At 69.9% G+C, this 16,854-nt stretch carries 15 protein-coding genes and 2 pseudogenes; 9 read left to right on the plus strand and 8 right to left on the minus strand.

Annotated features, from left to right (window positions below; genetic code table 11):
- Positions 1-262 precede the first annotated feature (262 nt).
- Entirely contained in the window at positions 263-1,852 is a 1,590-nt protein-coding gene (locus tag CP969_RS01475; protein WP_026085544.1) for an ISL3 family transposase, read from the plus strand.
- Positions 1,853-1,970: 118 nt separating this feature from the next.
- On the plus strand, positions 1,971-2,609 hold the full coding sequence (locus CP969_RS01480) for a DUF6461 domain-containing protein (RefSeq protein ID WP_026085543.1): 639 nt from the start codon (positions 1,971-1,973) through the stop codon (positions 2,607-2,609).
- Between the two features lie 302 nt (positions 2,610-2,911).
- On the opposite strand, the pseudogene CP969_RS01485 reads toward CP969_RS01480, so the two are convergent.
- Positions 2,912-3,170, minus strand: a pseudogene (locus CP969_RS01485) (hypothetical protein); the annotation flags it as partial.
- A gap of 317 nt (positions 3,171-3,487) precedes the next feature.
- Between CP969_RS01485 and CP969_RS01490 the strand changes: the two are divergent.
- The 4 genes and pseudogenes from CP969_RS01490 to CP969_RS34515 all read left to right on the plus strand — a co-directional run.
- A complete protein-coding gene (locus CP969_RS01490; RefSeq protein WP_016828250.1) occupies positions 3,488-4,234 on the plus strand; it encodes a vWA domain-containing protein in 747 nt (248 codons plus the stop codon).
- A 448-nt stretch (positions 4,235-4,682) separates the two neighbouring features.
- Entirely contained in the window at positions 4,683-5,012 is a 330-nt protein-coding gene (locus CP969_RS01495; protein WP_016828249.1) for a transposase, read from the plus strand.
- On the plus strand, positions 5,000-5,239 hold the full coding sequence (locus CP969_RS01500) for a transposase (RefSeq protein ID WP_144055283.1): 240 nt from the start codon (positions 5,000-5,002) through the stop codon (positions 5,237-5,239). The genes CP969_RS01495 and CP969_RS01500 overlap by 13 nt, the downstream gene beginning before the upstream one ends.
- Positions 5,240-5,248: 9 nt before the next feature.
- Positions 5,249-5,758, plus strand: a pseudogene (locus CP969_RS34515) (IS3 family transposase); the annotation flags it as partial.
- Positions 5,759-5,932: 174 nt separating this feature from the next.
- On the opposite strand, the gene CP969_RS01510 reads toward CP969_RS34515, so the two are convergent.
- Both CP969_RS01510 and CP969_RS01515 read right to left on the minus strand, forming a co-directional pair.
- Positions 5,933-7,192: a hypothetical protein gene (locus CP969_RS01510; protein WP_016828245.1), complete on the minus strand. Its 1,260-nt coding sequence runs from the start codon at positions 7,190-7,192 to the stop codon at positions 5,933-5,935.
- Between the two features lies 1 nt (position 7,193).
- Positions 7,194-8,036, minus strand: coding sequence for an alpha/beta fold hydrolase (locus CP969_RS01515; RefSeq protein WP_051044468.1), 843 nt, complete (start codon positions 8,034-8,036; stop codon positions 7,194-7,196).
- A gap of 257 nt (positions 8,037-8,293) precedes the next feature.
- Between CP969_RS01515 and CP969_RS01520 the strand changes: the two genes are divergently transcribed.
- A complete protein-coding gene (locus tag CP969_RS01520) occupies positions 8,294-10,087 on the plus strand; it encodes an AMP-binding protein (protein WP_016828243.1) in 1,794 nt (597 codons plus the stop codon).
- A gap of 197 nt (positions 10,088-10,284) precedes the next feature.
- Positions 10,285-10,791 carry a transposase gene (locus CP969_RS34520; protein WP_078495489.1) on the plus strand — a complete coding sequence of 169 codons (507 nt, stop codon included), beginning with the start codon at positions 10,285-10,287 and terminating at the stop codon, positions 10,789-10,791.
- A 54-nt stretch (positions 10,792-10,845) separates the two neighbouring features.
- On the opposite strand, the gene CP969_RS01535 is transcribed toward CP969_RS34520, so the two are convergent.
- From CP969_RS01535 to CP969_RS01545, 3 genes are read right to left on the minus strand one after another with little or no spacing between them, the layout of a single operon-like run.
- Positions 10,846-12,405 carry a pyridoxal phosphate-dependent decarboxylase family protein gene (locus CP969_RS01535; RefSeq protein ID WP_016828242.1) on the minus strand — a complete coding sequence of 520 codons (1,560 nt, stop codon included), beginning with the start codon at positions 12,403-12,405 and terminating at the stop codon, positions 10,846-10,848.
- Positions 12,402-13,826 carry an ATP-grasp domain-containing protein gene (locus tag CP969_RS01540; RefSeq protein ID WP_039831368.1) on the minus strand — a complete coding sequence of 475 codons (1,425 nt, stop codon included), beginning with the start codon at positions 13,824-13,826 and terminating at the stop codon, positions 12,402-12,404. The genes CP969_RS01535 and CP969_RS01540 overlap by 4 nt, the downstream gene beginning before the upstream one ends.
- Before the next feature lie 2 nt (positions 13,827-13,828).
- A complete protein-coding gene (locus CP969_RS01545) occupies positions 13,829-14,557 on the minus strand; it encodes a hypothetical protein (RefSeq protein ID WP_216087566.1) in 729 nt (242 codons plus the stop codon).
- Positions 14,558-14,810: 253 nt separating this feature from the next.
- On the opposite strand from CP969_RS01545, the gene CP969_RS01550 reads away from it, so the two are divergent.
- Positions 14,811-16,223 (plus strand): pyridoxal-dependent decarboxylase, encoded by a 1,413-nt coding sequence (locus tag CP969_RS01550; RefSeq protein WP_016828239.1) that lies wholly within the window; start codon positions 14,811-14,813, stop codon positions 16,221-16,223.
- Positions 16,224-16,309: 86 nt separating this feature from the next.
- Here CP969_RS01550 and CP969_RS01555 read toward each other — a convergent pair whose 3' ends face one another.
- Positions 16,310-16,561 carry a hypothetical protein gene (locus CP969_RS01555; protein ID WP_016828238.1) on the minus strand — a complete coding sequence of 84 codons (252 nt, stop codon included), beginning with the start codon at positions 16,559-16,561 and terminating at the stop codon, positions 16,310-16,312.
- 25 nt (positions 16,562-16,586) lie between these two features.
- Positions 16,587-16,778 (minus strand): hypothetical protein, encoded by a 192-nt coding sequence (locus tag CP969_RS01560; protein ID WP_016828237.1) that lies wholly within the window; start codon positions 16,776-16,778, stop codon positions 16,587-16,589.
- Positions 16,779-16,854 lie beyond the last annotated feature (76 nt).

Raw genomic sequence — 16,854 nt, forward strand, 5'->3', positions numbered from 1 at the left:
TGGCTTTGTTCACGAGTTGCGTCGTCAGTTGTTCACGGGTTTGGAAGGCGCCCAGATCCACGGTCGGGTGATGTTCACGAGTTTTGGGCTCTGTCACAGATCTTGGGGAGCGGTCGCGGAGCGTGACCGGGGTGTTCGATTGCGAAGACTCGGGTTGAGGTGAGACGGCATACGCCTCTCCATCTGGCAGACGAGCATGACGCTCCGTCAGATATGTCTTGGTTCTGGCTAGAGCTGGTAGTGGCCGGGGACGGTGCTGGTTATGCAGGCCGACACAATGTTCTGGGACTCGCTGGTGTTCAACGGGATCGACGGCGTGGACGTCGATGCAGTGACCGTCGCCTTCGGCAGGGTCGACATCGTGGCGCGAGGCCGGGCGACCGGCGGGGTGTGTCCTGACTGCGGCCGTTCATCGAACCGGGTGCACGGCTCCTACCAGCGCAGACTGAAGGACCTGCCGCTCGCTGGGCAGAGCGTTGTGATCTGTCTGACCGTCCGGCGTTTCATCTGCGACGCGGCAGACTGTCCACGTCGCACATTCGCCGAACCGTTCGCGCGGCTGACCACCCCGCATGCACGCCTCACCTCGCGACTCGGCCATGCCTTGGAATGCGTTGGGCTTGCCCTCGCTGGACGAGCCGGTGCCAGGCTGACCGCCCGACTCGGCTTTCGTGCAGGAAGGATGACCTTGCTGCGCAAGGTCATGGCGCTGCCCGACCCGCAGCCCGGCACGCCCCGCGTGCTGGGCGTGGACGACTTCGCGATCCGCCGTGGACAGACCTACTCCACCGTCTTGACCTGCGGCGAAACCCATCGAGTGGTCGACGTGCTCCCGACCCGCGACTCCGCTCCGCTGGCCGTGTGGCTGGCCAATCACCCAGGCGTGGAGATCATTTGTCGAGACCGAGCGGGCGCCTACGCGGAGGGCGCTCGAATCGGCGCCCCCACCGCAGTCCAGGTGGCCGACCGATTTCATCTGTGGCAGGGCATCGGCCGGGCCGTGGAGACCTGCGTCGCGGCCCACCGTGAATGCCTGAATGCTTCAACACTGCTGACAAAAATGGCCGTTGAGGCACCCAGCGACACCAAGGTACCCGCCGGCCCGGACCTCGACGGCCGTCGGGCTCAGCGCAAGAAGGCCGCGCACGCCTTGGTCCACAACCTGCTCGCCCAGGGCCATTCCCGCCGGGGAATCGCCCGGCACCTGGGCTGGAGCCTCAACACCGTCCTGCGCTACGCACGTGCCGTCGACTGGCAGGACACCCTCCGCGAGAACCGGCCCCGGCCCACCAGGCTGGATCCTTACAAGCCTTGCTTGGAGCGGCGGTTCGCCGCGGGATGTACGAGCGTCACCCGTCTGCACCACGAACTCCTCGCTGAGAACGCCCCAGTCACCTACCAGATGGTCCGCGCCTACATCGCCACCCTGCGCGCCGCACCGGCAACAGCGCCTCCTCCACCGCCGACGGTCCGGCAGGTCACCGGCTGGCTCACCCGCCACCCCGCGACCCTGAGCGAGGACGACCGCACCGATCTGAAGAACGTCCTGGCTCGTTGCCCGGAACTGGATGCCGCCGCCCGCCATGTCCGGGATTTCCGCGAGATCCTCACCGGCCGTCTCGGAACCAGGCTCCCCACCTGGATCGAGGCCGTCGGTGCCAGCCAACTGCCCGGCCTCACCGGCTTCGCACTTCACATGCTGAGAGACCTCGACGCCGTGACAGCCGGACTCACCCTGGAGTGGAGTTCCGGCAGTGTCGAAGGTGCTGTGAACCGCATCAAGAAGATCAAAAGGCAGCTCTACGGTCGAGCCGGATTCGAACTGCTCCGAAAGCTGATCCTGCTGCAATAGCCTCTACGGCCACCAGGCAGCATAAAACTGGCGTCTTGTCACGCCATACGCATGGCCCGGAACACACCAGCCCTGCAGGGCCGGCGAGCGATACCGAAGTGAACGACGGAGGCAAGTCATGAAGACAGAAGCAGGCATGGATTCGCTCCGCTGGGCGGTGGCCTGGATGTGTGTCACCTTTACCCGCGGCCTGAGCCCCAAGGAGGTCTTCACCCGCTACGGGGCCGACCCGGACCAGGCGCGACTGCTCGACTGGGACGCGGCCTTGGACCTGGTCTCGGGCGACTCCGACGATGGGATGGTCTCGCTGCTGCGGTCCGGGAGGATCGGTGACTGGGCCTTCTGTGTCGAGGAGGAGGGTGGCATCGGCTTTGGGGAAGAATCGCTCGCGGAGTTGTCCCGGGGCACTGAGACGTACAGCCTGTCGACGACCGATGGAATGGACGTCTTCCAGTACTGGCGTGACGGCGAGTGCGTCGAGTACTTCGAGCCTGGCATGGAGCACACCCGGTCCGAACCACTCGGCCACTGGTGGGACCGGGTGGAGGCGGCACTCGCCGTGCACGAGGGCGAGGGTGCCGGGATGGCGCCGGTAGTGGCCCTCGTACTCGACCACCTCGGCATCACTCTGGACGATGATGTCCTTGCCGGGCCCTGGCTCAGCCTGGCGCTCGCCGAGAACGCGCCGTCGACGCCACCGGGCGACACCTACGCGGGCGAGGGACCGGTCCCGCCAGGGGCTGTCGAGATCTTGTAAGGCCCTACAGCAGTCACCCTCCGCGTTCGCTCCCCAAGATCTGTGACAGAGCCCAAAACCCGTTAACAAACGCTGCCGCAGGAAGTGATCGAAGCCATCTTCCCCTCGACATCCGCATCGACGTCCCCGCCACCCGCCCGGGTGCCCGGCCCGGACCTGGCGCGCCGCCTGGAACGCCGCCACCGCCCTCACCGACCCCCACGCGACGGCCGCCCCCTGGCCCCCCACAGCCAGCTGTGGGCCAGCCACACCACCGGCACCGACACCCACCACCTGCTGCAGCAGCTCATCCAGCCCGACCGCCGCAGTCCCGCGACCGCGGCCCCAAAGTCCTCCAGCGAGCCGAAACGCCCGGTAGACCAAGGCGAACCCCAGACAGGCGGCGAGACCGAGCTCCCGCAACGGGCCGAGCATGGCCACCCCCACGCCATGAGCGGTCAGCTCGACGCTCCCGGTGGCCCACACCGCCTCCCCGACCCGCCGACCGAGCTGGGCGAGCACGTCCTCGGTGACGGGCCGCCCCTGACACGCCGTGCACACACCATCGCTGATCACCTTCCCGAACATGCAGCTCCGGGCCGCCGGACGCCGGCTCCGGATGATCTGGGACATCAGGGCCTCGGTGCAGCAACGCCGTCTGCGCCCGCCGCAGGACCGTTCTCCCGCGCAGGCCCGCGCCCGGCTCGCGCGAGAAGACGTCGCGCAAGCCGGTGCCGTAGGCCGGGTGACGATAAACGAGGTAGGCCAGAGCTCCGCCGGCGATCAGGCCGACCAGGACCAGCGGCACGATGAGCAGAGCAAGCAGAGCAGGCCGCACTGTCCGCAGCCGAATGGGCAAATGCTGCACCTGCTCGGGAATGGGGCGTCACCATGAGGGGGTGATCTCGACGAACGGCAGTGAGCGCACCGCGGCCATCAGCCTGACCAAGGTGCAGGAAAGAGCGCCCGAGCTGGTCAGCCTGTACAAGGCGGCGGGGGCCAGCGTGCGCCGGCACGGGCTGGAGGACGTGCGGGCCGCGGTGTATCTCGTGCTGGACCGCTCCGGGTCGATGCGGCCCTACTACCGCAACGGCACCATGCAGCACCTGGCCGAGCAGGTGCTGTCGCTGTCGGCCCACCTCGATGACGACGGGACCGTTCCGGTGGTGTTCTTCTCCACCGACGTCGACGGATCCACCGACCTGACCCTCGGCGGGCACCGCGGCCGGATCAGCAAACTGCACGAGAGTCTCGGTCACATGGGGCGCACCAACTACCACTGGGCCATGGACGCGGTCATCGACCACTACCTGGCATCCGGCAGCCGCTGCCCCGCCCTGGTCGTCTTCCAGACCGACGGCGGCCCCACCAGCAGGTTCGCTGCCGAACGCTACCTGTGCAAGGCCGCTCGCCTTCCTTTGTTCTGGCAGTTCATCGGCTTCGGCGACCCCGACGACAACGAGTTCGCGTTCCTGCGCAAGCTGGACACCCTCGCCGTCCCGGCCCGCCGCGTCGTCGACAACGCGGGCTTCTTCCACGCCGGCCGCATCCCGCAAGCCATCCCGGACCACCACCTCTTCGACCAGCTGCTGCAGGAATTCCCCGACTGGCTGACCGCCGCCCGCACCGCCGGCATCATGCGGTGAGACCTCCAAGGGCGTTCCCTGCGCCGGTGCGTCGGCGACCAGCGTGGTCCACCGGTACGCCCAGCAGAGCAGCAGCCGAGGAAGCATCGGCGTCCAAAGGCGACCCGCACGGTCGATCTCATCCCCTACTTCAACCAGGACACGGCGGAAGCGTTCTGCTCGGCCTGGCAGGAGAAGACCGGCACCGGCGCTGGACGACGTTCGGAAGACGGGCGAGGCAACCAGAGAGGGCTCGGGCCGCGTGCGCCGCGATCAAGTTGTCCGCACTGCGCTCGAGGAGCTGAGCCAAGCAGGCAGGAACCGCTACACAACTGGTATGGCGGCAGCGAACGCGGCTGGCAGCGCGCCCTACCGAGGCCCGCGCCCTCTATAACCAGGAACAGGGTCAGGCCGAAGTGTCCCTCCCCTCGTAGCGTGGAGTCCGTGATTGCAGGGGAAGGTGAGGTTCATGAGAACCGAGAAGCGGACGTACGACGCCGAGTTCCGTGAGGGTGCTGTACGCATCGTGATCGAGACAGGGAAGCCGATCCCGGAGGTCGCTGAGGAGCTCGGTGTCCATCCGGGAACGCTGCACAGCTGGGTCTCGCGGTGGCGCCGCAACGGCTCGGCCTCCTCCGACCATCCCGCGCCCGCTGCTTCGGGAGGCCGTCTGCGGGATACCGAGCGCGCTGCACTGGAGCGGCTGCGGCCGGAGATGACGGAGAAGAACAAGCGCATCCGGGACCTGGAGATGGAGCATGATGTCTTCAAACGCTGCATGGCCTTGTGGGTGAAGTAGCTGCGGCGGACCCGGCCCAGGTGGCCGGGGTGATCAACGACCGCAAGGCCGAGCAGAACATTCCGCACACCCTGGCGTGTCGTGTGCTGGGCGTGAGCGAGTCATGGTTCTACAAGTGGCGCGACAGCCCCGTCACCGCCCGGGAGGTGAGGCGCGGCCGGCTGGCCGACGCGATTCGGCAGATATTCCAGGAGTCGGGCGGCACCTACGGCTCCCCGAAGATCTAGATCACGCTCGTGCGGGAAGGGTGGCGCGTCTCGGTGAACACCGTCGCGAAGGCCCTGGCCGACCTCGGCCTGGCCGGGCGGAGGATCCGCCGTCGGCGGGGGCTGACCAGGCCCGGGAAGCGGCCGGCGGCGCCGGACTTCGTACAGCGCGACTTCACCGCGGATGCCCCGGACCAGGTCTGGTGCGGGGACATGACCGGGATCGTCACCGGCGAGGGCAAGCTCTACCTGGCCACGGTGATCGATCTGTTCTCCCGCCGTCTGCTCGGCTACGCGATGGGTGCCCACCAGGACGCCGAACTCGTCGTCGCCTCCTTGCAGATGGCTGCAGCCACGCGTGGCGGGGACGTGAGGGGCGTGATCTTTCATTCGGACCGCGGCAGCGAGTACGGCTCACGCCGCTTCAGGTGGGTCTGCCGCAGGCTCGGCGTGACCCAGTCCATGGGCCGCGTCGGGTCGTGTTTCGACAACGCCGTCAGCGAGGCGTTCAACAGCGTCCTCGAGGTCGAATACGTCCACCGGCGGGGTTGCGTCCTCGGTTGCGTGACCCGGCGAACCGTTCCCGTGTCTGTGCAGGTCACCACGCTGTTTCGGTGTGGTCGGGCCGCTGACATCCCCGTTGTGGCCGCTTTCGCCCATTCACGGAAGGACCAGGAAGGGCGCCGGGAGATCTGGTGCTGGATCTCCCCCACCTTAAGCAGCGTGCGGCGTGCCCAGGACCTCGGTCATCACCGAGTGGATCGGGGCGCCGTTCAGCAGTTTCCCGAGTTCCTCGACGCCGTGTTGGCGTTGCGGTGGGGTGAGCGAGAGGTACTGCTCGATGCGTTCGTTGAACGTCCGCCGGTACTTCGTGTAGAGCCCGCGGTCCTCCCGGACGCGGCCGGCCAGCTCGACCAGGGCGGCGGTCCCGGCGAAGTCGTCCTCCGGCAGCGGTTGACACGGAACCACGTCTGTGAACCGGCCCCCGGCGTGGCCGAACAGCGTGCCGTCCAGTGCGCGCATGGTGAAGACGTGGGCGTAGTGCTGCTCGTGGATTGCCAGGGGCAGCCGCCCCAGGGCGATCGATTCGTGGAGTGCCGTGAGCCCGGGAGCCATCAGGTAGTCCGCAGTGCTCGCCGCCACCTGGAGCAATTCACGCTGGCGCAGGAGGCGGCAGTCGGCCCGGCCGCCCGCGGCCCGGATGGTTCGTTCCCGGCTCTCGCCGAACGGGCCGCCACAGACGAGGACGCGACGGAACTGGGGCCAGTCGCGCAGCAGATCCGGAAGCCACTGGTGCAGCAGGCGCACGTAGTCGTTGTTGACGTCGAAGTCCAGGAGGAAGTTCTTGAATCCGCCGATGTTGATCAACAGGTCGTATTCGGGCTCGGTGGTCCGCGCGACGTTCCGCAGACCTTCGACGTCGGTGATCGAGCCGGTGAGATGTATTTCGGGCCCCTCGCCCAGGGCGGCGAGCCCGGCTGCGCGCTCGGTGACGCCGGGGAAGTTCTGAACGACGCTGTGTGTGGCGAGCAGGTGAGCCGCGACAACCCGCTCGTGCGGTGAAAGACCTGACAGGTGCTGGTCGGCGGCCGCGAAGCGGGAACGTGGCATGGTCGTGCACAAGTCGCGGATTCCGGCAAGCGGTTGTGTGAGCTGCCAGAAACTGAACAGGCTGTCCACCATGGTCACGGGTCGCCGCGCCACGACGGACCGGAACACCAACTCGGCGTCCATGACGGAGACCACGTGATCACTGCCCCGCAGCAGATCGTCGATCATTGCTGACCTGGCGTTCCCCGACAGCCCGCTGATGTCGTGGATGGTGTCGAAGGCGTCGGGGTTGCGCCGGGCGAAGACAGCGGCGATGCCGTCTCCGACGAACACCCGTTCGTGTTCATGGAGCGGCCGGGAAACCGCGACGAGTTCGGAGACCGGACCGAAGCCGCAGTTCTGCGCCCCCATCACGATCCGCACGTCACTGCCCTCCGCCGGTGATTCCCCGCAAAGCGTCCGCCGCATCGGCCGCGAGGGTGAGCACCTCGACGAGCCGCTCGGCGAAGTCGGCGGGGTACCTCGCGTAGCCGACGTGCCCGCCGGGGAACAGTTCCACTTCGCGGCCGAGCCGGCCGGCGAGGACGAGCGTCGGGCGGTGCACGAGGTCCTCGCGTGAGGCATGGCCACCGGCCCACACCACTTTGTCGGCCACTTCCTCCAGCGCCGCGGGGTCGGGTACGAAGCGTGTGAACGGCCGAACGAAGTGAGTCAGGAAGAAATCGGTATTGTTGTGCACTTCGGGGAGGTCCGGCGCGGGCCGACCGCCGTGGAGGGCCTGCAGTTTGGTGAGGGCCGGCGCCATTCCTTCACGGAGGTACGTCTCGCAGATGTCGTCGAGAAGTGCCAAGTGCCGCTCGGCGTCCGGAAGGATGCTCAGAACAGGTGCCTCGTGGGCGACGACCAGCCGGACTCTGCCTGGGTGGCGGATGGTGAGCTCCAGGGCGATGAGCCCGCCCGAGCAGCTCCCGAAGACGTACACGGGCTCGTCCGGGTCAGCGAGGTGTTCGATCAGACGGTAGGCGTCGTCGGCGTGTTCCTCGACCCTCTGGTCCATCGGTGAGCCGTCGAGCACGCTGCGTGAGTTCCCGCGTGGATCATAGGTGACGACGCGGTGGCTCCCGGCCAGGACGGCAGCCAAGCGTTTGTACACCGTCGCATCGGAGTTCCCTCCCCCGATGAGCAGCAGGAAAGGCCCTTCCCCCCGCACTTCGAAGTAGATTGTCGCGCCCGGCACCGCGAGCGTCCCGCTGTTCACTGGGTTCATCACACTCCAGGGGGCGAAATCGGTGTGATGACACAGCGTCGCACGGCCAGAACGGACCGTGCAGGGCGCACGGGAGTGGGACCGCCGGCTTCGTGAGTCCCTCGTCGTCGTATGCGCTTCCCACTGCTCCCGTGCGCCGGTCTCGTGGCGAGACGCACTGGGCATACCGGCCACGTCGGTCCCTGTTCTCGCCACAGCCCTCAGGCAAGGAGGCCCGGTTGACGGGCATCGAAGAAGTGCGAAAGATCCTCCGTGATTTGGGGATCGAGGAAGAGCTGCTACGCGAGGACGCGCAGTTGCGTGCGCATCTCGGACTCGATTCCGTCGACCTCACGCAAATCCAGCTGGACCTGGCCGAGCGCTTCGACACCCGCGTCGATCTCTGGGCAGAGCACGACTTCACCGTGCGGCAGCTCGGCGACATCGTCGGCGACCGCCGGCCTGGCGCGGGGGCTTGCGGGGAGTACCGGGACCGCGGCTGGTGGCGCCCAGAATTCCTGGACGACACCGTGCTGAGCACCCGCGTGCACGCGGGCCACCGCGTGGCCGTGGTCGACGCCGAGCGCACCTTCACCAGGGCCGAGCTCGATGCGGCGGTGTCCGGCTGCGCCGCCCGGCTGGCGCACACCGGCATCCGGCCCGGCGACACCGTACTCGTGCAACTGCCGAACCAGGCCCGCACCATCGTCCTCGCGCTCGCGCTGATCAGGCTCGGTGCGCGCCCGGCCCTCGCCCTTCCAGCCCTGCGCGAGCACGAACTCGAGCCGGTGATCACCGCGTTGGCGCCGACCGCGCTGGCCGTACCGGCCCGACATCAACGCTTCGACCAGCTGCGGCTCGCCGAGAAGCTCCGCGAGCGGCACCCGTCGGTACGCACCCTGCTCGTCTCGGCTGCCGGCGACCGGGCCGCCGGCCACGTGGACATCGACCGTCTCATCGAGGCCGGTGTCCCGGCCCCCGCCCATCCGGCCCGGCATCCCTCGGACACCGCCCTCTTCCTGCTGTCGAGCGGAACCACGGGCGCCCCCAAACCCATTGCCCGAACCCATGAGGCGCTGGGTCACGTGATCCGTTGCGCGGCAGCAGTCTCGGGGCTGACACCCGAATCCGTGTTCCTCGCCGTCCTGCCGGTGACGCACGCCTTCGCCTTCTCCGCTCCAGGGGTACTCGGCACGCTCGCCAGCGGCGGAAAGGTCGTACTCGCCGCCCCGGACGATGCGACCGCCGCCATGGCGCTGATCGAGCGAGAACGCGTCACACACTGCGCGCTCACCCCCGCGCTCGCCCGGCAGTGGCTCGTCGCTCGCGCCGCCTCCAGCGGTCCTGACCTGTCGAGCCTGCAAGTCCTGCAGGTCGGCGGGGCGCGCCTGGACGAATCCACGGCTGTCCAACTGGCCAGTGCCTTCGACTGCCGAATTCAGCAGGTGTACGGCATGAGTGAGGGCCAGCTGCACTTCACCCGGCTCGATGATCCGCCCGAGGTGGCGTTCACCACGCAGGGACGCCCCTCCTCGCCCGGTGACGAGACCCTGGTAGTGGACGGCGAGGGCCGGCCCGTCGCCGACGGTGAGATCGGCGAACTCCTGGTCAGGGGGCCGGGTGTCATCACGGAGTACCACGGAGGCGCGGCAGCCTCGTCGTTCACCTCCGACGGCTTCTACCGCACCGGCGACCTCGTCCACCGCCACGAGTCCGGGAACCTCGTGGTCGCCGGGCGCGTCAAGGACGTAATCAACCGCGGGGGAGAGAAAATCCCGGCGGACGAGCTGGAGGCGTTGGTACTGGCGCACCCCGGTGTGCGGGCCGCCTCGGCCGTCGCGATGCCCCATCGTGTACTGGGTGAGGTCGTCTGCCTGTACGTCGTGGGCGGTGACGAGGGAGCACCGTCCCTGCGGGAGCTCCGCGGACATTTGGAGGACAGCGGACTGGCCCGGTTCAAGCTGCCCGAACGGCTCGTCGAGGTTCCGGCACTCCCCTTGACCGCGGTCGGCAAGACGGACAAGGTACGGCTGCGCCAAGACATCGTGGCCCGGCTGGAGGCCGAGGGCTGACGTGGCCGGGCTCCTCCCGCCCCGCCCTCCCGCCGTTCCCGTCCGTTCTCTGACGTGCCACGGATCGTCGTAGCACTTCTCGTCCGGCCGTAGTGGGTGCCCGGACCCTCGGGGTGTGCTGTCGCAGACCTTGACTCTTGATCTTGGACACACGAGACACTGGATCCTCAGGATCTGAGAACGGACATCTCGTGGTCATGAAGAACTATCCGCCACAGTTCAAGGCGGACGCGGTCGCGCCGTACCAGTCGCGGCCCGAGGCGACGATCCGGCAGGTCGCCGCCGATCCGGGGATCAACCCCGAGACCCTGCGGAACCGGGTCCGGGCAGCTGGTGCGAGCCGGCCCCGGGGACGCAGGGCGGAGACACCCGCCGGGCCGCCCACGCGGCTGGGGGCGGAGAACGCCGCGCTGCGCAAGAAGGTCCGTGGGCTGGAGGAGGAACGCGAGATCCTGCGGAAGGCGGCCCCGTCCTCCGGGCTTGTTCGTCACGGTCGGCACCGCCCGAGACGCAGAGACGCTGGTGCCGTCCACGACCCGCACGAGCACACGGCGCCGCACACGAAGCCGCCTCAGCCACGTCGGGGTCGTACGACGTTCTGCGCCCGAGCGGAGGAGGCCCGCCCGCTGGCTCGACCTCGGAGCGCCTCCGACTACGACCAGTGGGTCGAGGCAGCCCGCCGGCGGCTTCGGCCGGAGAACTGACCGGCCGGATGGGAGGACCCGGCTCGACGGCTGACGGACGACCGCCTTCCGGTGTCACCGGGGCTTCTGCTCCGCCTCTCGCCCCGTCCGGACCACCAGTTCGAGCACGGCGTCGATGTCGGCCGTGGTGGTGGCCGGGTTGATGGTGCACATCCTCAGGACCGTCCGGCCGTGGACGCGGGTGGTCAGAAGCAGTGCCTGGCCCGTGGCACGGACGGCGTCGCTGACGGACTGCTGGAGGCGGTCGACGGCGGGCGGGTCGGCGGGACTGCCCGGGGGACGGCAGCGGAAGGTGAGGATGCCGAGGCCGGGGGAACTGGCGAGGTCGAGGTCGGGGTGGGCGGTAATGCGGGCGGCGGCGTGGTCGGAGAGATGGAGGCCGTGGTCGACGGCACGGCGGAAGGCCGCGGCACCGAAGGTCTTGAGGGAGAGCCACACCTTCAGGGCACGCAGGCCGCGGGATTGCTGGGGACCGAGGTCGTCGAGGTTGACCTCGTCGTGGCGGGCCTCGGCAGGGTGGAGGTATCCGGTGTCGAGATGGTGGCGGGACATCCGGAAGGTGGCCCTGAGGAGTTCCGGGTCGCGGACGAGAACACAGCCGGTCTCGTACGGCTGGAACAACCATTTGTGCGGGTCGAAGGTGAGGGAGTCGGCACGCCCCAGCGCGTCGCGCAGGGCGTGGCCGCGGTCGGAGAGGGCGAACGCCGCCCCGTGGGCGCCGTCGACGTGCAGCCACAGACCGTAACGGCGGCAGAGCCGCGCGAGGTCCGTAACAGGGTCGACGGCACCGGTGCTGGTGGTGCCGACGGTGGCGACGACGGCGAAGGGACGCAAGCCGGCGGCGAGGTCGGCGTCGATCCGGGCGGCCAGGCCCCGGGGGTCGAGGCGCTGGCCGGCGTCGGGATCGAGGGCGATGAGCTGATCCCGGCCGAGGCCCAGCAGGTGGACCGCGCGGGCGATGGAAGGGTGGGCCTGGGTGGAGCAGTAGAGACGGGCGCCGGTGAGGTCACCGCCGAGGTGATGGTCGCGGGCGGCGGCGAGCGCCGTGAGGTTGGCGACGGAGCCGCCGCTGACGAACAGGCCGCCCCAGTGTCCGGGCAGGCCCAGCAGCTCTTTCAGCCAGTTCAGAGCGGTCAGTTCGACGCGGGTGGGGCCGGAGCCGACCAGCCATGCGCCGGGGACGCTCAGGTGGGCGGTGGAGAGCAGGTCGGCGAGGACCGCGGGATAGTTGCCGGTGGTGGGCACGAAGGCAAAGCAGCGGGGGTGATCGAACCGGATGCCGAGCGGCAGTACGTCCTGGGCCAGGTGGTCGAGCAGTCCGGTCAGGTCGCTGCCGTCCTCGGGCAGCGGCTCGTCGAGAAGTGCTTCGAGTTCGACGGGATCGGCTACGGCGTGCGGCGGGCCGTCCGCCGCCGTGCACAGCCGCTGGACGACGAGGTCGACGGCATGGCGGCCAGCGTCTCGCATCTCCATGACCGACAGGGCGAGTTCACCGGGGCGGTAGGGGTGCGAGAGGTCACCAGCGCTCGCGGGGCGGGCCGACGGCACCCGGCTGGTGGCCGGGGAGGCGCTGGCCATGGAGCCCGTGGCGGTGGACGGTGCGTCGCGGGTCATACGGGATCACCTGTCGTGGTGCGGATCTCGTGGGTGAGGAGTCGTTCGGTCCAGGACCGGGCCCAGGGACCGAGGGCGGGTCGCGGGGACACGTCGCAGAGGTGGTGGCCGGTCTGCACCAGCGCGAGTTCGTCGCCGGGCAGTGCAGGGCCCGGGGAGGCGTGCGGCCAGACCAGGGCGGTCCCGGCCTCCTGTCGTGGGAGGGGATCGGGCAGAGCCGTCTCGTCGAACGTGCCGGGCCGGTCGAGCGGTTCGATCAGTTCGAGGGGCCCCTCTTCCGTCAGCCGGTAATGACCGGGGCGAGGCAGGGCTGTGACGTGTCCGGGCCGCCGGGCGTGCACGACGAGCTGGCCGAGCCGCGGCACCGGCCGCGTCATGGCACGGACGGGCGGCAGTTCGGGCAGCAGACAGGCCAGCACGTGCAGCCCCAGCAGGGGCAGCAGACCGGCGGCGGTTTCGGCCGCCTGGGCCAGGGACGCCACCGTCTGGAAACGCGGGTTGATCTCGATGACCACGGGCGTCTTGTCGTCGACGACCAGGTCGAGGCCGAAGACGCCCCGGAAGCCGTGCCGTCGCAGCACGTCTCCGACGGCACGGGCGGTGTCCCGGACGTGGGAGAGGAGCGGTGCGGGCAGGTCGGAGTCGTCCAGGAGCTGGTTGCCGCAGTGCGTGCCCCATCCCGGAGTCAGTTCGGGCAGGCCGACGAGTTGGTGGGAGACGGCGGAAACGACGGTCCGGTTCGCCCCCGCGCAGGCGCTGACGGTCAGCGGCAGTCCGGGCACGAGCCTGCTGAGCCGCAGGGTATGGCCGACCCACGCATCCAGGGCCGTGAGGAGCGCGTCCGGTGTGTCGACGAGGACGGTGCCGCCGCCCGCCAGGTTGTTCTCCCGGCGCTGGAGCACCGCGGCGTCCCAGCCGTCCGGCCAGTGGGCGGCGGCCGACGCTTGCCGCTCCGCCGGGATCACCACATGCTCGGGGACGGTGACGCCCGCCTCGGCCAGCAGTTCCATCGAGTCGATTTTGTCGGAGGCACGGGCGGTGATGTCGGCGGGCGGGGCGAGCAGAGGACAGCCGTGCTGCCGGGTCCAGACTCGCGCGTGGTCACCGTGTTCCGGGGCGAAGGCGACGGCGACCGTTCGCCTGCCGGTGCGGTGTGCAGGCCGGAGCGGGGGCGGAGCCGTCAGCAGTGGGGAGACGGGCTCGTGCCGCACCAGCCCGGTGGCGGGCCGGTAGGAGGCCGGCAGAAACGCGGAGCGGTCGAGAAAGACGATCTCGTCGGCCAGCCGTTCCAGGTGAGCCGTCCCCTCGTCGATCGCGACACCTTCCAGCGTGACCGGACGGGGGTCGTCCGATTCCCGTGCCGGCGGAAGGGCGGCGGGCGCGGGCCAGGGCCGGACGGGTGACGGGTCGTTCGGGCGCATGGTCATCTCCTCCGGAGGTCGGCGGCCTTGCGGCAGCGGGGCACGGGCGGCAGGGCGACGTCGGGCCGCAGCATCCTGCTGCGGGAAACGGCCAGACGGTCCAGGGTGTGCAGGGCGTCGGCGCCACCCCCGAGCAGGGAGGGGCCGCGGCCGACGAAGCGGGCGCAAATGCCGTGGTGAGCGACGTGCACGTCCGCCAGGGCGGCACGGAGCGCAGAGCCCGCGACACACCCTTTGGGGCAGGAACCGGCGTGAGCCCTGCCCCAGATCCCCAGCTGTCTCACGAGAGCCCGGTGGTCGGCGGACCACAGGCCGGAGAAGCCATCCCGCTCCTCGGGTGGTTCCATCGACGGCCGCACCTCTCTCTCGTAGACATGCGGGGCGAAGGACGCGGTCGCTTCCATGGCGGCCGCACTCGCCCGGAGCAGGACGGCCGCGTCCCAGGTCGCAGCCGGCCCGGGGTGACGGCCCACCGGCCGGGCAGTGGCGTCACGCAGGGCGACGACGGTGGCCGCGGTGAGGGCGAAGAACAGCCGGTGCCCCGCTTCCCAGCGAGCCACCGAGGTCCCGGGTGGTGTCCCGGCGGGGGCGGGGGCGCTCAGACCGCAGACCGTCAGTGCCGTGTGCAGAACGGCTCGGGTGTCCTCGGAGACCCAGGCGCTCACCTCGGCGGTGGTGCGCAGCAGTGCCCGCAGCAAGGTGCGCGCCGGGTCGCAGGAGGTGCGGGCCACACTGAAGTGCGCGTCATACGCGGCTTCCCTGGGGTTCGGGAGGGGCTCGGCGTCCACAGGACGGGGGCCGGTACCGGATCCGGGTAGGACGCCAAGGTCGTCGCCCGGGGCGGTCAGTCGTCCCGCCGTGCCGCGGAGTGCCGAACGAACGTCGGGCAACAGTTCGGGCGGGGGCAGCCACACCGGGCTCGTACGGGTGATCATGGCTCCATGAGGGTGTGGACCTGGGAGGTCGCGTGTCTAGCTTCCGCACATGAACGAACGCGCTTTTCAGACCGCTGCGGCTGACGCGGCCGGCCGCCTGGCCGAGCACTGGCGGGCCCTGGCCTCCTGCGAGCTCCCGGTGGTGCCGCCCGGCCCTCCGGGCACCACTCTCAAGGCGCTCCCGGAGACGGCGCCCGAGCAGGGCGAGGACCTGGCCGACATCCTCGAGGACACCTGGCACACGATCGTGCCGCAGCTGGTGCACTGGCAGCACCCGAACTTCCTGGGCTACTACCCGACCAACAACTCGCCCGCCTCCACCCTGGCCGAGCTGGTCACGGCGGGCCTGGGCGTGCAGGGCATGATGTGGTCGACGTCGCCCGCCGCCACCGAACTGGAAATGCGGGTGTGCGACTGGCTCGCCCGCGCCCTGGACCTGCCGCCCCGTTTCACGCACGCGTCCGGGCAAGGCGGCGGCGTGATCCAGGACTCGGCGTCGTCGGCCGCACTGGTCGCCGTGGTCGCCGCCCTGCACCGGGCCTCTCGGGGCCGGTGGCGCGAGCACGGGACGGAGGGCCGGCTGCGCGTCTACTGCACGGACCAGGCCAACAGCTGTGTGCCCAAGGCGGTCCGCATCGCCGGCGCCGGCGAACCCGTCCTCGTCCCGACCGTCCCCGGCACGCACACCATGGACCCGGCCGCCCTGGCCGACCGCGTCGACGCCGACCGGGCCGCGGGGCTGGTGCCCGCCGCCGTCGTGGCGACCGTCGGCACCACCGTCACCTGCGCCACCGACCCGGTGCCCCGGATCGGCGCCGTCTGCCGAGAACGCGGTATCTGGCTGCACGTCGATGCCGCCTACGCCGGCAGCGCGGCGCTCTGCCCCGAACTGCGCGAGGACGACGCCGGGCCGGAGTTCGCGGACTCCTACGCCGTCAACGCCCACAAGTGGCTGCGTACCGGCACCCCGTGCGACATCCTGTGGGTCGCCGACCGGGGCGACCTGGCCGATGCCCTCGGCGCGACCCCCTCCTACCTGCGCAATGACGCCACCGACTCCGGGAAGGTCGTCGACTTCAAGGACTGGCAGGTTCCGCTCGGCCGCCCGATGCGGGCCCTGAAACTCTGGTACGTCCTGCGCGCCCATGGCCTGGAGGAACTGCGGGAGGTGATCCGGCACGACATCCGGCTCGCCGCCCTGCTCGCCTCCCTGGTCGAGCGGGAGCCCGGCTTCCACCTCGTCGCCCACCGGCTCGGTCTCGTCGTCCTCCGCGCGGAGACCGACGACCGGACCCGGGAGCTCACCCAGCGTCTCGCCGGAGAACCCGACGTCCTGTGCACGCCCGCCATCGTGGACGGCCGGCCGGTGCTCCGTGCCGCCCTGGGGTCCCCCTACGCCGACGAGACGACCGTCCGCCGAGCCTGGGACACCGTCCGGGCCTGCGCCGCGCCCGCGTCCTGACAGACCGGACGGCCCGCCGGGACCTGCCGGAGTCACGCCCACGGCGGGTCCCGGACGGGTAGCGGCCAGCGGGCCGAACGGCTCCGTCACAACAGACTCGGACGGACACCGATGAAGTCGACCAGCGTATGGCTGACGCTGTCCTCCTTCAGGATGCTCTGCCCGCTGGTCTGCAGGGCCTGACATCCGTCGCCGACCTGGGCCCCGGGCGAGAACAGCACGATGTTGCAGAGCATCACCGGTTTCTGCTCCGTCTGGTTGGAGTCGGCCGCGGCCTCTCCCCCGTTCGCCAGAACGGCGGCGAGCGCCGCCAGCGACAGGCCGGTCGCACGCATCACGCCCCTGGGCGATCCTGCCGTCATCTCAGGCCCCCAGTGCGGCCGGAACAGCGATGTCCAGCCGGTTGATCAGATCCACGTCCTCGGTGTGGGTCTTCAGCACGCCCTGCCTCACACTCTGCCGTGCCTCGCATGAACTGTGAGCGGTGGTGGCGGCCAGTGGTCCGGTGTCACACAGCATCGACGGGCTGTGGGTGTTGATGTTGGTGTCCGCCACAGCCCCTCCTGCGGCGGCCGGCACCAAGACCCCCGCGGCCAGGGCCGCGGCTCCGACGAACTGACGGGTACGCATC

Source organism: Streptomyces viridosporus T7A (assembly GCF_008704515.1).
GTDB lineage: Bacteria > Actinomycetota > Actinomycetes > Streptomycetales > Streptomycetaceae > Streptomyces > Streptomyces viridosporus.

Coding starts and splice junctions, on each gene's coding strand:
- CP969_RS01475 (WP_026085544.1), top strand. CDS start 263: ATGCAGGCCGACACAATGTTCTGGGACTCGCTGGTGTTCAACGGGATC.
- CP969_RS01480 (WP_026085543.1), top strand. CDS start 1,971: ATGAAGACAGAAGCAGGCATGGATTCGCTCCGCTGGGCGGTGGCCTGG.
- CP969_RS01495 (WP_016828249.1), top strand. CDS start 4,683: ATGAGAACCGAGAAGCGGACGTACGACGCCGAGTTCCGTGAGGGTGCT.
- CP969_RS01515 (WP_051044468.1), bottom strand. CDS start 8,036: ATGAACCCAGTGAACAGCGGGACGCTCGCGGTGCCGGGCGCGACAATC.
- CP969_RS34520 (WP_078495489.1), top strand. CDS start 10,285: ATGAAGAACTATCCGCCACAGTTCAAGGCGGACGCGGTCGCGCCGTAC.
- CP969_RS01535 (WP_016828242.1), bottom strand. CDS start 12,405: ATGACCCGCGACGCACCGTCCACCGCCACGGGCTCCATGGCCAGCGCC.
- CP969_RS01540 (WP_039831368.1), bottom strand. CDS start 13,826: ATGCGCCCGAACGACCCGTCACCCGTCCGGCCCTGGCCCGCGCCCGCC.
- CP969_RS01550 (WP_016828239.1), top strand. CDS start 14,811: ATGAACGAACGCGCTTTTCAGACCGCTGCGGCTGACGCGGCCGGCCGC.